Below are 14,255 nucleotides of genomic sequence, written 5' to 3' on the forward strand. Positions count from 1 at the left end.
CCGGCCACCGGTCGCTCGATAGGCTGCCCACAGTCACGAAGAGGATTGTCGAACGAGAGGGCGGACGTGTCGGACCCCAAGAACTCGGAACCCAAGGACTCTGCCGCCCAGAGCGCGGACCCCGGCAGCGACCGGGCAGCGACCGGCGCGGATGCGGAGAACACCGGAAACACCTCGGTGACAACGCCGGAAGCGACGGACGCCGCGGTGCAGGAGACCAGCGAGACCGAGACCTCCGCCACCGAACCCGACGTCGCCGCCGATGCCGACGCAAAGGCGGACGAGCCCGCGGCGGACGCGGATCCCGCCGTCGACACGCCGGACACGGATACATCCGCGTCGGCGGAGCAGGCCGAGAAGGACGAGGACCCCGCGCCGGTCCAGAGCGTGACCGAAGCCGAGCAGGAGCCCGAAACCGAAACCGAGTCCGAGCCCGAGTCGGCGTCGGCGTCGGAGCCGGAGCCGGAGCCCGAGCCCGAGCCCGAGCACAAGTCGGAGTCCGACGCCGAGCCCGAGCCCGAGCCGGAGCCGGAGCCCAAGTCGGAGTCCGACGCCGAGCCCGCGGCCGCGCCTGACGACAAGTCCGACGCCGAGTCCGAGCCCGAATCCGCGCAGGCGGAACCCGAGGCCGCCGCCGAGACGGTGTCCGAGGCGGCCGACGCACCGGCCGAGTCCGAGCCGACGGACACGGACGACGAGCCCGCCGCGGTCACCGTCCCGGTGGACAGGTCCGGCGCGGCATGGAAGCCGCAGGTCCCGACGGCGGCACCGCGAAAGGTCGTGCCCGCAGGCGCCCCACCCGCGCCGGCCGACGCCCCGGCGACCCCCGAGGACGCCACCGTCGCCCTCCCGAGGGTCACACCGCCGCCCGCGGCCCCGGACGACGCCACCGTCGCCCTCCCGAAGGTCACGCCGCCGCCCCCGCGGCCCGCCGCTGTGGTGCCCCCGACCCAGGTCTCGCGTCCCAAGGCCGCGCCCGCGAAGGTCGGTCCCGGCCGACCCGCGCCGACGGTCCGGCCGCCCGCCGGTGCCGCTCCCGCGGCCGCCGCGCCGCGTCCCGCCCCTCCGGTCGCGGGCCCCGCGAAGATCCCCGCCCCGGAACCCGCATCGACCGGCAAGAAGCGGTGGCCGATCGTCGTCACCGTCGGCGTCGTGCTGGCCGCCGCGGCGGGCGGGGCCTACCTGCTCACCTCGAAGGTCAGCGGGGACTCGGACAAGGACCAGGTCCAGACCGCGATCAACACCTTCGTCGACGCCATCGAAGACGGTGACCTCGCGACCCTGCGGACGATCTCGTGCGGCGATCTGGCGACCTACTACGCACAGATCCCCGACGCCGAGTTCGCCGATGTGTACCGGGTGGCGGTCGACCAGAAGTCGATCCCCGTGGTCGAGAGCATCGACACGGTCTCCATCACCGACGACACCGCGATCGCGCAGGCCACCGTCCACACCGGCGCGACCCCGAACGAGAGCTCGGCGCGCTCGTTCAACCTGCAGCGCGACGGCGACGCATGGAAGGTCTGCTGACCGGGCCCGGAAACGACGAAAGTGCAGCTACCGGGGCATCGGCCGAGAGGCCGAGCCGGTAGCTGCACTCTCGTGCGAGCGGACTAGCTGCCGGAAACGGAGCGTCCGGCCGACTTGAGGTCGTTGCAGGCCTCGATGACGCGAGCGGTCATGCCGGCCTCGGCCTTCTTCAGGTAGCTGCGCGGGTCGTAGACCTTCTTGTTGCCGACCTCGCCGTCGATCTTGAGGACACCGTCGTAGTTGGCGAAGAGGTGTCCGGCGATCGGGCGGGTGAATGCGTACTGGGTGTCGGTGTCGACGTTCATCTTGACGACGCCGAAGTTCAGCGAGTCCTCGATCTCCGACTTCAGCGAGCCCGAGCCGCCGTGGAAGACGAAGTCGAACGGCTGCGAGCCCGCGGCCAGGCCGAGCTTCGCGGCCGCGACCTTCTGGCCCTCCTCGAGCACGGCGGGCTTGAGCTTGACGTTGCCCGGCTTGTAGACGCCGTGGACGTTGCCGAAGGTGGCGGCCAGCAGGTACTTGCCGTTCTCGCCGACGCCGAGCGCGTCGACGGTCTTCTCGAAGTCCTCGCTGGAGGTGTAGAGCTTGTCGTTGATCTCGGCCTCGACGCCGTCCTCTTCGCCGCCGACGACGCCGATCTCGACCTCGAGGATGATCTTCGCGGCCGCCGAGAGCTTGAGCAGCTCCTTGGCGATCTCCAGGTTCTCGTCGATCGGGATGGCCGAGCCGTCCCACATGTGCGACTGGAACAGCGGGTTCTGGCCGGCGTTGACGCGCTCCTGCGAGATCGCGAGCAGCGGGCGCACGAAGCCGTCCAGCTTGTCCTTGGGGCAGTGGTCGGTGTGCAGCGCGATGGTCACGTCGTACTTCGCGGCGATGACGTGCGCGAACTCGGCGAGCGCGACGGCGCCGGTGACCATGTCCTTGACGCCGAGGCCGGAACCGAACTCCGCGCCGCCGGTCGAGAACTGGATGATGCCGTCACTGCCTGCGTCCGCGAAGCCCTTGATGGCAGCGTTGATGGTCTCGGAAGAGGTGCAGTTGATGGCGGGGAAGGCAAAGGAGTGCTCCTTGGCCCGACCGAGCATCTCGGCGTAGACCTCGGGAGTTGCGATCGGCACGGAACTGACCTCCATATAAAGAGTCGAGGGGGCGCGTCCCTTGATGTCAGGGGCGCCGGGGGTACATGCAGTATTGCAAACGCCGCCGGGTGTCCCCTCCGACTCCTGACCCTCACCGTCCCCCGGCGACCTCACGATTACCGCCACGGCCGCGTGCGTCGCCACGTTCGCCGACCGGCCGCGGGGCGCGGGCGGGCGGGCACACGCCGATCGCCGGTACTCTGGGCCGCGTGATTGTGCAGGCAGCCTCGGAGTCCGTGACCAACCTAGCCCTGATGCCCCAGTGGATGGACCCGATGTATCTGCTGACGGAGTCCTGGCTCAAGAACCTGGTGCTGCCGGCGATCCTCGCCATCGTCTTCATCGAGACGGGCCTGCTGTTCCCGCTCCTGCCTGGTGATTCGCTGCTGTTCACCGGTGGCCTGCTCGCCGCCCAGCCGAACCCGCCGGTCAACATCTGGGTGTTGATGGTCGCCGTGCCGGTGATCGCGATCCTCGGCGACCAGACCGCGTACTGGATCGGTCGCAAGATCGGCCCCGCGCTGTTCAAGAAGGAGGACTCGCGCTTCTTCAAGAAGGAGTACGTGACCGAGTCGCACGCCTTCTTCGAGAAGCACGGGCCGAAGACGATCATCCTGGCCCGCTTCGTGCCGATCGTGCGCACCTTCACCCCCGTGATCGCGGGCGTCTCGAAGATGAACTACCGCACCTTCCTCGGCTACGACATCGTCGGCGGCATCCTGTGGGGCGGTGGCGTCACGATCCTCGGCTACTTCCTCGGCAATGTGGCCTTCATCCGCGACCACGTCGAGGCCATCTTCCTGCTCATCGTCTTCATCTCGATCCTGCCGGGCATCGCCGCGGTCGGTAAAAAGGTGCTGGCCTCGCGCCGGGAACCGGCCGAGGTGACGGCGCAGGAGGTCCCCGTGGCCCAAGACGACCCGACGCCGTAGCCGATGACGCTCGCCGCCGGCAGTTTTGCGCCACTTGAAACCGCCGGGCCGGCGGTGGTGTGGCTGATAGTCCTCGCCTTCGTCTTCCTCGAGTGCGCCGTCATCATCGGGCTGTTCCTGCCCGGTGACTCGCTGCTGATCACGGCGGGCATCGTGCTCGCAGGCCATTCCTCGGGTTCCGTCCACGTGTGGGCGCTGTCCGCCGGTGCCGCCGTCGCCGCCATCGCCGGCAACCAGGTCGGCTACCGGATCGGTATGCGTACCGGCCACCACCTGGTGGCTCGCCGCGGTGGCCGTTACGTGACGGCCGAGAACCTGCACAAGGTCAATGTCCTGCTGGACCGGCACGGCTTCATGTCGGTGCTGGTGGCCCGCTGGATCCCGTTCGTCCGCACCCTGTGCCCGCTGGTCGCGGGCGCGGCGGGGATGAACCACCGCATGTACACGGTGGCCAGCAGCCTTGGAGCGCTGGCGTGGGCACCGGTGCTGCTGCTGATCGGCTTCTACGCGGGTGAGTTCCTCAAGCGCGTGCCGTGGCTGATGCCCGCGGTGCTCGCGGTGATGGTGGTGTGCCTGATCGTCGGCACCCTGCTCGGCATCCGGCACTACCGGCAGGAGATGGCGAAGCCACCCGTGGACTACACCGTCGACTGACCTTCAGACCTCGTTGCGCTGCGGCAGCGATCGGATGGGTATAGGTTCTCCACCGACCAATCGGTATCTTCTCGCGCTCAAGGTGGAATCCCGTTGTCGAAGGACTCGTTCGATGCTCGGCGTGTGAATGACGACCCCGCCCCCCTCGTCCCGGCGGAGCTCGCTCGCCGAAAGTTCCTGAAGACACTCGCCATCGGCGTCCCGGCACTCGCTGCGGGCTGTGCCGAAGCCAATGCCTCTGTGCTCGACGCGAGGCCCGGCGAGGGACCGGCCGGAGGAGGCGCCGGCACGAGCGGATCACCCCACCTCTCCTCGTCCCCCGCCTCCGTGCGGTCCTGGGAGCCCGAGACCGTGCCCGAATCGACCGCGGTCTTCCCGCGCACCGTGATCGCGGGGGACATGCGACCGACGTCATTCGTCGTCGCGTGCTACATGGCCGACAAGGCGCCCAAGCGCCTGGTCGTCTGGCGGGCGGGCGCGACCCCGAAAACGGTCGAGGTCGCGTTCGAGTCGAACGTGGTCCCGGACGCGGACGGCTTCTCGAAGACCAAGGTCGACAACCTGGAGTCCGGGACCTGGTACTCCTACGGCCTTTTCGATGGAGAGGCCGGGACTGCGACCATTCGCTCACTCATCGGAAGCGCCCGCACCGCGCTCGCTGAAGGCAGCCTCGAGCCCGTCACGGTCGGCGTCAGCTCCTGCGTCGGACAGGGCACCCTCCTACCCGACTACGCGAACCCGCTCAGCCTCACCCCCTTCCACTGGCCCCTGCTCAGCAAGGTCGCCGAACGCGATTTCGACGCCTTCATCACGCTCGGTGACCAGGGCTACATGGACCTGGTGTACGCCAACGGCGGCACGTACGAGGGCTACCTCGCCGGCTGGGGGGCGTATCACGCCGGCGGCTATCGCGACCTCTTCCCGCGTGCGGGGATCTACGCCACCTGGGATGATCACGAGGTCACCGACAGCGGCACGGTCGTTCCCTGGACCAGCAACCCCGCGGAGCGGCAGAAGATCGACAACGCCAAGCGCGCCTATTACCGCGTGCAGGCTCTCGAAGCCGACGACCCCGAGGAGACGCCGCTGTGGCGCACCTTCCGTTGGGGCAACACGGTCGAATTCATCATCCTCGACTGCCGCCAGGAGCGGACCTCCGATCGCATGATGAGCGAGCAGCAACTCGACTTTCTCCTGCAGCGCCTCGAGCAGTCGCCCTGCCACTTCAAATGTGTCGTCACCTCCGTGCCCTTCGCGCGGGTCAACCACCTCCCTTCGAAAGAGGACCGCTGGGAGGGGTACAGCGACCAGCGCGACCGGGTGAAGACCTTCATCAACGAGAAGAACATCCGCAAGGTCCTCTGGGTCACCGGCGACATCCACATGTGTTACGCGGGCCAGATGGAGCTGCCCGCCGACGACGGGTCGCTCGCCGGGCAGATGTGGGAAATCTGTTGCACGTCCGGCAACACCAACCCCGGATGGATGCTCCTTCCAGACCAGCAGTTCGTGTGGAAGAGCGGGACCCCGCACGTGCCGTTCCTGACCTTCGATCCGCACACGGACTCGGTGAAGCTCGTCTTCGTCGACGACAAGGGCGGCGCCGCCTTCGAGCGGACGATGCTCCTCCCCTAGGCGTGCACTGACCGCAATGTGGCCGCGGCGCAGCCACTCAGTGCTCGTGACCGCCGAGTTCCCACGCGGGCAACGGATCCGGGTAGCCGACCCACGCCCGCGCACCTGCAGCCACCTCGTCCTCGGTCAGCAGGGCGGCGTCGAGGATCCGCTTCGGCCCGTGCACGTCCAGGCGGACACCGATGAACACGAGCTCCTGCCCCCGCGGAACCTCGGTGCTCGACCACAGCTGCGCGGGCTCGATGGTCAGGTTCGGCCCCGCCTGCGACCAGATCGCCGCGACCTCGGGCCTGCTGGCGATCCAGCAGAACCCCTTGCTGCGCAGCACCCCCTTCAGCTCGGTGAGTGCGACCTCGAGTCGCGCCGGGTGGAACGGCCGGTCGGCCCGGTAGGTGACGCTGCGGATGCCGTACTCCTCGGTCTCCGGGGTGTGCCCACCGGCGAGCTCGTCGTCCCAGCCGGGCGCCCGGGCGGCGAGCTCGGGGTCGTAGAGCCCGGTCTCGAGGACCTCGTCGAGGTCGACGACGCCCGCCACCGTGCGCAGCAGTCGCGCGGACGGGTTCAGCCTGCGCAGCGTTGCCTCCACGGTCCCGGCGCCCTCTCGCTGACGAGGTCGGTCTTGGTGAGCAGCAGGACGTCGGCGAACTCGACCTGGTCGACGAGCAGGTCCGAGATGGTGCGCTCGTCGCCGTCCCCGGCGACCTCGCCGCGGTCGGCCAGGCGCTGACCGCGGGTGAGCTCACCGAGGAAGGTCGAGGCGTCGACGACGGTGACCATCGTGTCGAGCTGCGCGATCTGGCCGAGGCTGAACCCGTCCTCGAACTCCCAGTCGAAGGTCGCGGCGACCGGCATCGGCTCGGAGATGCCGGTCGATTCGATGATGAGCTGGTCGAACCGACCGTCCCTGGCCAGTTCCCCGACCGCCTCGATGAGGTCCTCCCGCAGGGTGCAGCAGATGCAGCCGTTGGTCAGCTCGACCAGCCTCTCCTCGGTCCGGTCGAGGTGCCCCTGGCCGGCGACAAGGGCGGCGTCGATGTTGACCTCGCTCATGTCGTTGACGATCACCGCGACGCGGCGCCCGTCGCGGTTGGCGAGCACGTGGTTGAGCAGGGTGGTCTTGCCCGCACCGAGGAATCCGGACAGGACCGTGACGGGCAGTTTCTTTGTCGGGGCTGAAGTCATACCTTAATGATAATGGTTGTCGTTTTAATTGAGGCGACTGCGTCGCCCGTGCGCGAGTCACACCCCAATGGGGGTACAAATCACGCACGCTCGCCGAGCTCCGGCGTACCTTCACAGGGCATGGGTGCACCACAGGACACGAGGCGAAGGACGGCGGTCATGTCCGAGTTCCCCCCGATCGCCGATTACGCCTTCCTGTCCGACTGCCAGACATCGGCCCTGGTCGCGCCGGACGGATCGGTGGAGTGGATGTGCATTCCCCGGCCCGACTCGCCCAGCGTGTTCGGCGCGCTGCTGGACCGGTCGGCTGGCTCCTTCCAACTCAGCCCCACGCACGCCCAGGTGCCCTCGCAGCGCCGGTACCTACCGGGATCGATGGTCCTCGAGACGACCTGGTGCCTGCCGACGGGAACCCTGGTGGTGCGCGACGCACTGGTGATGGGCCCGTGGAACGGCACCACCCGGTCGGACGAGTACCGGCGGCCGCCCGCCGACCACGTGGCACAGGACATGCTGGTGCGCACCGCCGCGTGCATCGAGGGCAGCGTCGAGATCACCGTGAACTGCATGCCGCTCTTCGAGTACGGCAGGTCGACCGGCTCGTGGGCCTACGCGGGCGAGGGCTACGAAAGCGCCACCTGCTCCGCCGGGGAGCTCACACTGACGCTGACGAGCAACCTCCGGCTCACCTTCGGCGCGGCGAGGGCGGGAGCCAGAACCGAATTATCCTCGGGGGAAACCGCTTTCGTCGCCCTCTGCTGGGACGGCCATTCCGTCGCGAGTGTCGGCGAGGCCACCGAGCTCCTCGACGGCACCGACCGGATGTGGCGCGACTGGATCAGGAAGGGCAACTTCCCCGACCACCGGTGGCGTCCACACCTCGAGCGCAGCGCCCTCACCCTCAAGGGGCTGACCTACGCACCGTCGGGCGCGCTGATGGCCGCCGCGACCACCTCGCTGCCGGAAACCCCTGGCGGCGAACGAAACTGGGACTACCGGTACACCTGGGTGCGCGACTCGGCCTTCATGCTCCGGGCCCTGTTCGAGCTCGGCTACGACTGGGTGGCCTTCGAGTACTTCGCGTTCCTGATCGACGCGGTCGCGAGCGGACCGCTGCAGATCATGTACGGCCTCGACGGCGAACGAGACCTGACCGAACGCACCCTCGACCACCTGGCCGGCTACGACGGCGCCCGCCCGGTCCGGGTCGGCAACGGCGCATGGAATCAGCGCCAGCACGACATGTGGGGAATGTTGATCGAGTCGGTCGCGACCCACGTCAAGCACGCCAGCCAGCTGGGCCCTCCCGCGTGGGCCCTGGTCACCCAGCTGGTCGACGGCGCGATCGACGTTTACCCCAAGCCGGATCGAGGGATCTGGGAGGTGCGCGGCGAGCCCCGCCACTTCACGGCCTCGAAGGTCATGTGCTGGGTTGCGGCCGACCGCGGCGCGATCATGGCCGCGGACCGCGGCCAGACCGAGCTCGCACAGAGGTGGCGGCAGGCAGCCGACGAGATCCACGCCGACGTCTGCGCCAACGGGGTCGACGACCGAGACGTGTTCGTACAGCACTACGACACCACCGCCCTCGACGCCGCCACCCTGCTGATCCCGATCATGGGTTTCCTTCCCCCGGACGATGATCGGGTCCGTGCAACGGTGCTGGCGATCGCCGACGAGCTGACCGCCGACGGCCTGGTCCTGCGCTACCGGACGGAGGAGACCGACGACGGCCTCTCGGGAGTGGAGGGCACGTTCACGATCTGCTCGTTCTGGCTGGTGTCCGCCCTCGCCCTGATCGGTGAGGTCGACCGGGCGCGGATGCTGTGCGAGAAGCTGCTCTCGTTCGCCAGCCCCCTGCATCTCTACGCCGAGGAGATCGAGTCGTCCAGCGGCAGGCATCTGGGCAACTTCCCGCAGGCGTTCACCCACCTCGCGCTCATCGACGCCGTCACCAGCGTGATCAAGGCCGGGGGCTGAGGCCGGGGACTAGAGCGCTCCCGACGCCACGTACGCGGCCTCCATCAGCATCCAGCCGCCGAGCTGCACCGAGAAGTCCCGCTCGGCGATGTCGGAGGACCGCACGGTGCCGCCGGTGAAGGTGGCGATCCCGTCGCCGAGCCCGGGCAGGTGAGCAGGCGCCGTCCAATCGCGCCCGAACAGCGGTAGCCCCTCGACCTGGAGGCGGTTCTCCCACGCGACCTCCGCGGAGTCCAGCACGATCTGCGCCGCGGTCCGGCGGGCCCGCACGTCCGCCGCGCGATCGCCCGGCAGCTCGGCGGCGACCAGTGCCAGGTAGCGCGCGAGGATCCCGTTGAACAGGCCGCCGTCCCCTCCCCCGCCGCCGACGATCAGGCCGTCCTCCGTGAGCCGTTTGTCGACAGCCTCGACCAGCGCGTGCACCCGGTGCCGGTGCCGGGGCGCCCCGAGCCGCACCGCGAGCTCGGTCTCGGTCCCCAGCGCCACGCCCTGGCAGTAGCTGTAGATCTCGCGGTCGAGCACCCCGGTCGAGTCCGGTCCCTCGGTCCGGATGCCGTCGAACATCAGGCCGGTGAACGGGTCCCGGAGTTTCTCGTCCATCCAGTCCGCGATGGCCTGCGCCCGCCACAGCCGCCCGGTGCGGGCCAGCATGATCGCGGCGGGACCGTTCGCCGGGGTGTTGTAGAAGTTGGACCTCTTGCACCACGGGATGCCGCCGCCCTGGTCAGGGGCCCACGCATCGAAGAGCTCGGATTCGAGGTCCTGGATGGCGTTCCGGTAGTCGAGGTGGTGCAGTCGCTGCGCGCGCTCGAGCGCGATCCCGAGCCAGGCCATGTCGTCGTAGTAGTTGTTCGTCCATCCCCCGATGTTGCGGACGCGATGTGCCCGAGCAATTTTGGTGATGCGACGGCGGCGCTTGGGGGTGGGATCGCGCAGCGCGGCATCCACGACGCAGTCGAGCAGGTGCGCCTGCCACCAGTAGTGCCAGCTGAAGAAGAGCCGTTCGCGACGCACCGGCGGCCAGGCCACCACGCCGAGCGCGGTGCCGGGCAGGGCCCACAACCGGCGCACGTGCCGGGAGACCATCGCTTCCTCGGCGGCGTCGGCGCGCTCGGCCCACTGATGCTGCATAACAAACGATCTTGCCTATATATGTGACGAATCGCTACCAGGCACGCCCCAGGTCGGCGTGCTGGCGAATCCACGCGTGCATCGCGATGCCGGCGGCGACGCCCGCGTTGATGCTCCTGGTCGATCCGAACTGGGCGATCGAGACGGTCATCTCCGCCGACCGTTTCGCGTGGTCGGTGACGCCGGGGCCCTCCTGGCCGAACAGCAGGATGCACTCGCGCGGCAGGCTCGCCGTCTCCAGCGGCACCGAGCCGGGCGTGTTGTCCACGGCCACCACGGCCAGGTCGCTGCGGGCCGCGTATTCGAGCAGGGTCTCCACGTCCGGGTGGTGGACGATGTGCTGATATCGGTCCGTCACCATGGCCCCGCGGCGATTCCAGCGACGCCTGCCGACGATGTGTACCGCGGCCGCGGCGAAGGCGTTGGCGGTGCGGACCACGGTGCCGATGTTCGAGTCGTGCCCGAAGTTCTCGATCGCGACGTGGAACGAATGCCGCCTGCTGTCGATGTCCGCGACGATCGCCTCGCGGGTCCAGTACCGGTACGCGTCCACCACGTTGCGGCGGTCACCGAGTGCGAGCAGCTCCGGGTCGTAGCGGGGATCGGTAGGCAGCGGGCCGTCCCGGTCGGTGTCCCATGGCCCCACCCCGTTGGGGTGCTCGCCCCACTCGGTGGGGCCCGGCTCCGCGTCGTCGACGCTGTTGTCGCTCACGCCACCATTGTGCCGCCCGGTCTGACGTGCACCGACCCCCGGGAGCCGTCGGCTCCGCGGCGTCGAGCGCCCGGCAGTGCGGTCGGCAGGGCGATTCCAAAAGGGCGTGGCGGACGGGTGGCTGCACGCCGTTCTGGCGGATGTGGCCCAGGTCTCCCTCCCACACACTGGTCCACACCAGACGATCTACAACGAAGTAGGGAGTATCGATGGGGAATGTCGCGACGGTAGCCGGCCGGAAGGCCCCGGACGTCCGATCGGATGACCCGGCGTCGCCACCCGCCACGCTGCGCTTCGCCCCCGCGGGCGGAGACGGCTCCGGCGAGCTGATCGCCTCGCTGACCTGGCCGGACGGCGCCCCGCTGCTCGCCGACCTGGTGGAGACCTTCGCCCACATGGGCCTGTGCGTCGCCGCCCACGAACTGGTGCGCGACAACGACCGGTCCCCCGCCACCGACGAACACCGATTCACCTTCTGCCCCACCGATTTTCCTTGGACTCCGGATACCGCGGAGCTGGTGTCGCGGGCCTTCGCCGCCACCGCAACCGGCGCGGTCGAGGTCGACGGCTTCCTGCGACTGGTCGCAGCCGCGCAGCTGCCGTGGACCGATGCGGTGCTGGTCAGGGCAGCCAGCCGGTACCTGCGCCAGGTCGGTCTCGAGCTGTCCGAGCCGACGATCATCGATCTGCTCGTCGCGCAGCCCGAGTTCGTCCGCGCCCTGGTTGCGCTCTTCCACGCCCGCCTCGATCCGTCGATCGGCTCCCGGGACGTACTCGTGGACCGGGCCACCGCGGAGCTGACCCGCTCCGTCGCGGAGACCTCGACCCTCAGCGAGGACCGCCTGCTGCGCGCCCTGTGGTCGTTCGTGACGGCCACCCTGCGGACCAACTGGTTTCAGGACGGGACCCGGCGCGGCGGCCCCGCGGCCTTCAAGATCGATCCCTCCCTGCTGACCGTGCGGGCAGCGGTGACGCCCTTTCGCGAGATCTTCGTCCACGGCCCGCGCCTCGAGGGCAGCCACCTGCGCGGTGGCCCGATCTCCAGGGGCGGGCTGCGGTGGTCGGACCGCCCCGACGACTTCCGCACCGAGGTGCTCGGCCTGATGAAGACCCAGACCGTGAAGAACTCGCTGATCGTGCCCATGGGCGCCAAGGGCGCCTTCGTCGTCCGCGCCGCCGACCCGACCCCCGAACAGGTCCGGCGCGCCTACCGCGACTTCATCGGCGCGCTGCTCGACGTGACCGACAACATCGTCGACGGCCGCACCGTGCACCCCGCGGACACCGTCGTCCACGACACCGCCGATCCCTACCTGGTGGTGGCGGCGGACAAGGGCACCGCCCGGTTCTCCGACCTCGCCAACGACATCTCGACCGAGCGCGGGTTCTGGCTCGGCGACGCGTTCGCCTCCGGCGGGTCGAGCGGCTACGACCACAAGCGGATGGGCATCACCGCGCGCGGAGCGTGGGGCTCTGTTCGCCGGCACCTGGCAGAGCTCGGTCTGGCGGTCGACACCGATCCGGTCACCGTCGTCGGCATCGGCGACATGTCGGGCGACGTCTTCGGCAACGGGATGCTGCTGTCCCGGCAGCTCCGATTGATCGGCGCCTTCGACCACCGCCACGTGTTCCTCGACCCCGACCCGGAACCGGAATCGTCCTACCGGGAACGCGAACGCCTCGCCGCGCTGCCGCACAGCAGCTGGGACGACTACGACCGCACCGCGATCTCGCCGGGTGGGGGCGTGTGGCCGCGCACCGCGAAGGTGGTGCCGCTGTCCCCTCAGGCCCGCCGCAGGCTGGGCGTCGAGGCGACCGAGCTGCCTCCGCACGAGGTGATCAGGGCCATCCTGCGCGCCCGGGTCGACCTGCTGTGGAACGGCGGCATCGGCACCTACGTGAAGGCATCCTCGGACACGAACGCGGACGCGGCCGATCCGGCGAACGACACCGTCCGGGTGGACGCGGCCACGCTGCGCTGCCGCGTGATCGGGGAGGGCGGCAACCTCGGGCTGACCCAGCGTGCGCGCGTGGAGTTCGCGCTCGCGGGCGGCAAGGTCAACGCCGATTTCATCGACAACGCGGCGGGCGTGGCCACCTCCGACCGGGAGGTCAACCTCAAGATCGCCCTCGACGCCGCCGTCCGCTCCGGCGACCTGCCTTCCGGTGACCGCGATCCGGTGCTCGCGGCGCTCGAGGACGACGTCGCCGAGGCGGTGCTCGCCGACTGCGACCGCCAGTCGCTCGCCATCAGCCTCGCCGAGGCCAACGCCTCCTTCCTGCTCAGCAAGCACGAACGGCTGATCGAGAACCTCGAGCAGTCGGTCGCGCTCGACCGGGCGATGGAGGTGCTGCCGACGGCCGCCGAGCTCGCCGCTCGTCAGCGCGCAGGCACCGGCCTGGTGCGGCCGGAGATCGCGGTGCTGCTGGCGATGTCGAAGAACCTGGTCCGCAGCGAACTCCTCGACTCGTCCTCGATCGACGACCCGGTGTTCGCGGACGTGCTGCTCGACTACTTCCCCGGACCGATCAGGGACCGCCTCGGCTCGGGGCTGCGCAGGCACCGGGTGGCACGCGAGATCGTCGCGGTGATCCTGGCCAACGAGATCATCGACCGGGTCGGTCCCGGATTCATCCACCGGCTCGAGGAGCGGCTCGGCGCGAGCACGCCGCAGATCGTGCTCGCGTACTCGGTGGTGCGCGCGGCGTTCGACGTCGACCGCCTGTGGCACCGGATCCTGACGCTGCCGGATATCGATCAGGATGCGCGGTTCGGGCTGCTGTTCGGCGTTCAGGACCTCATCGAGCGGGCGACGTCATGGCTGCTGCGGCACCGCGACCCGGCCGCCGATCCACGAGCGGAGGTCGCCCGACTCACCCCGACGGTGGCGGCGCTCGCCGCGGACCTGCCGCCTCTCGGCGGCGGGCTCGACGAGGGCCTCATGTCGCTGCGCGAGCTGTCCCAGGCACCGGCGCTGGGTGAGACCACGGACCGGTCCGGGCGTCCGGTCGCCTACGTCAGCCGGGTGTACCGCGAGATCGGACAGGCCTTCGGCCTCGACTGGCTGGCCGAGGCGATTCCGGCCGACGCATCCGCGGACCATTGGGACTCGATGGCGGCCGACGCGATCGAGGACGACCTGTACGAACGCTGGCACGCGCTGGTCGCGATCGTGCTGCGCGACGCGGGCCCCGATGCGTCGGCGACGGACGCGATCGATCGGTGGCGCTCGGCCAACCCGACCGGTTCCGCTCGCCTCGTGAGCCTGGTCGGCGACCTGCGGCGCGGCGGTCACGTGAACGGGGCAAGGGGCTGCGTCGTCAACGCCGAGCTCGCGCTGGCCGTCCGGGGGTGAC

At 69.6% G+C, this 14,255-nt stretch carries 9 protein-coding genes and 1 pseudogene; 6 read left to right on the forward strand and 4 right to left on the reverse strand.

Going from position 1 to position 14,255, the window contains the following annotated elements; genetic code table 11:
- Positions 1–66 precede the first annotated feature (66 nt).
- The gene (locus BR31_RS31625; protein ID WP_156042557.1) at positions 67–1,530 is read left to right on the forward strand and encodes an Rv0361 family membrane protein; all 1,464 of its coding nucleotides are present in this window, start codon (positions 67–69) and stop codon (positions 1,528–1,530) included.
- Between the two features lie 83 nt (positions 1,531–1,613).
- Here the strand turns inward: BR31_RS31625 and fbaA are convergent, their stop codons facing one another.
- Positions 1,614–2,651 (reverse strand): class II fructose-bisphosphate aldolase, encoded by a 1,038-nt coding sequence (fbaA, locus tag BR31_RS0120130; RefSeq protein WP_027502545.1) that lies wholly within the window; start codon positions 2,649–2,651, stop codon positions 1,614–1,616.
- A gap of 275 nt (positions 2,652–2,926) precedes the next feature.
- On the opposite strand from fbaA, the gene BR31_RS29475 reads away from it, so the two are divergent.
- The 3 genes from BR31_RS29475 to BR31_RS0120145 all read left to right on the forward strand — a co-directional run bounded on the left by BR31_RS29475 (position 2,927) and on the right by BR31_RS0120145 (position 5,893).
- Positions 2,927–3,604 carry a DedA family protein gene (locus BR31_RS29475; RefSeq protein WP_197023675.1) on the forward strand — a complete coding sequence of 226 codons (678 nt, stop codon included), beginning with the start codon at positions 2,927–2,929 and terminating at the stop codon, positions 3,602–3,604.
- A gap of 3 nt (positions 3,605–3,607) precedes the next feature.
- Entirely contained in the window at positions 3,608–4,258 is a 651-nt protein-coding gene (locus BR31_RS0120140) for a DedA family protein (RefSeq protein WP_027502546.1), read from the forward strand.
- A 123-nt stretch (positions 4,259–4,381) separates the two neighbouring features.
- Complete coding sequence (locus BR31_RS0120145) at positions 4,382–5,893, forward strand: alkaline phosphatase D family protein (RefSeq protein ID WP_027502547.1); 1,512 nt, start codon at positions 4,382–4,384, stop codon at positions 5,891–5,893.
- A 37-nt stretch (positions 5,894–5,930) separates the two neighbouring features.
- On the opposite strand, the pseudogene BR31_RS29480 reads toward BR31_RS0120145, so the two are convergent.
- Positions 5,931–7,075, reverse strand: a pseudogene (locus BR31_RS29480) (GTP-binding protein).
- A 12-nt stretch (positions 7,076–7,087) separates the two neighbouring features.
- Here BR31_RS29480 and BR31_RS29485 point away from each other — a divergent pair.
- A complete protein-coding gene (locus BR31_RS29485; protein ID WP_081830602.1) occupies positions 7,088–9,055 on the forward strand; it encodes a glycoside hydrolase family 15 protein in 1,968 nt (655 codons plus the stop codon).
- Between the two features lie 9 nt (positions 9,056–9,064).
- On the opposite strand, the gene BR31_RS0120160 is transcribed toward BR31_RS29485, so the two are convergent.
- The gene (locus tag BR31_RS0120160) at positions 9,065–10,186 is read right to left on the reverse strand and encodes a glycoside hydrolase family 76 protein (protein ID WP_027502548.1); all 1,122 of its coding nucleotides are present in this window, start codon (positions 10,184–10,186) and stop codon (positions 9,065–9,067) included.
- Between the two features lie 34 nt (positions 10,187–10,220).
- Positions 10,221–10,898, reverse strand: coding sequence for a TrmH family RNA methyltransferase (locus BR31_RS0120165; RefSeq protein WP_027502549.1), 678 nt, complete (start codon positions 10,896–10,898; stop codon positions 10,221–10,223).
- Positions 10,899–11,107: 209 nt separating this feature from the next.
- On the opposite strand from BR31_RS0120165, the gene BR31_RS29490 reads away from it, so the two are divergent.
- On the forward strand, positions 11,108–14,254 hold the full coding sequence (locus BR31_RS29490; protein ID WP_051637607.1) for an NAD-glutamate dehydrogenase domain-containing protein: 3,147 nt from the start codon (positions 11,108–11,110) through the stop codon (positions 14,252–14,254).
- Position 14,255: the final 1 nt, after the last annotated feature.

This window comes from Rhodococcus sp. UNC363MFTsu5.1 (genome assembly GCF_000686785.1).
In the GTDB taxonomy this organism is placed as follows: domain Bacteria; phylum Actinomycetota; class Actinomycetes; order Mycobacteriales; family Mycobacteriaceae; genus Rhodococcus_G; species Rhodococcus_G maanshanensis.

Excerpts from the sequence above, each read along its gene's own strand:
- BR31_RS29485 (WP_081830602.1), top strand. The coding sequence starts at position 7,088 with ATGGTTGTCGTTTTAATTGAGGCGACTGCGTCGCCCGTGCGCGAGTCA.
- BR31_RS0120160 (WP_027502548.1), bottom strand. The coding sequence starts at position 10,186 with ATGCAGCATCAGTGGGCCGAGCGCGCCGACGCCGCCGAGGAAGCGATG.
- BR31_RS0120140 (WP_027502546.1), top strand. The coding sequence starts at position 3,608 with ATGACGCTCGCCGCCGGCAGTTTTGCGCCACTTGAAACCGCCGGGCCG.
- BR31_RS29490 (WP_051637607.1), top strand. The coding sequence starts at position 11,108 with ATGGGGAATGTCGCGACGGTAGCCGGCCGGAAGGCCCCGGACGTCCGA.
- BR31_RS29475 (WP_197023675.1), top strand. The coding sequence starts at position 2,927 with ATGCCCCAGTGGATGGACCCGATGTATCTGCTGACGGAGTCCTGGCTC.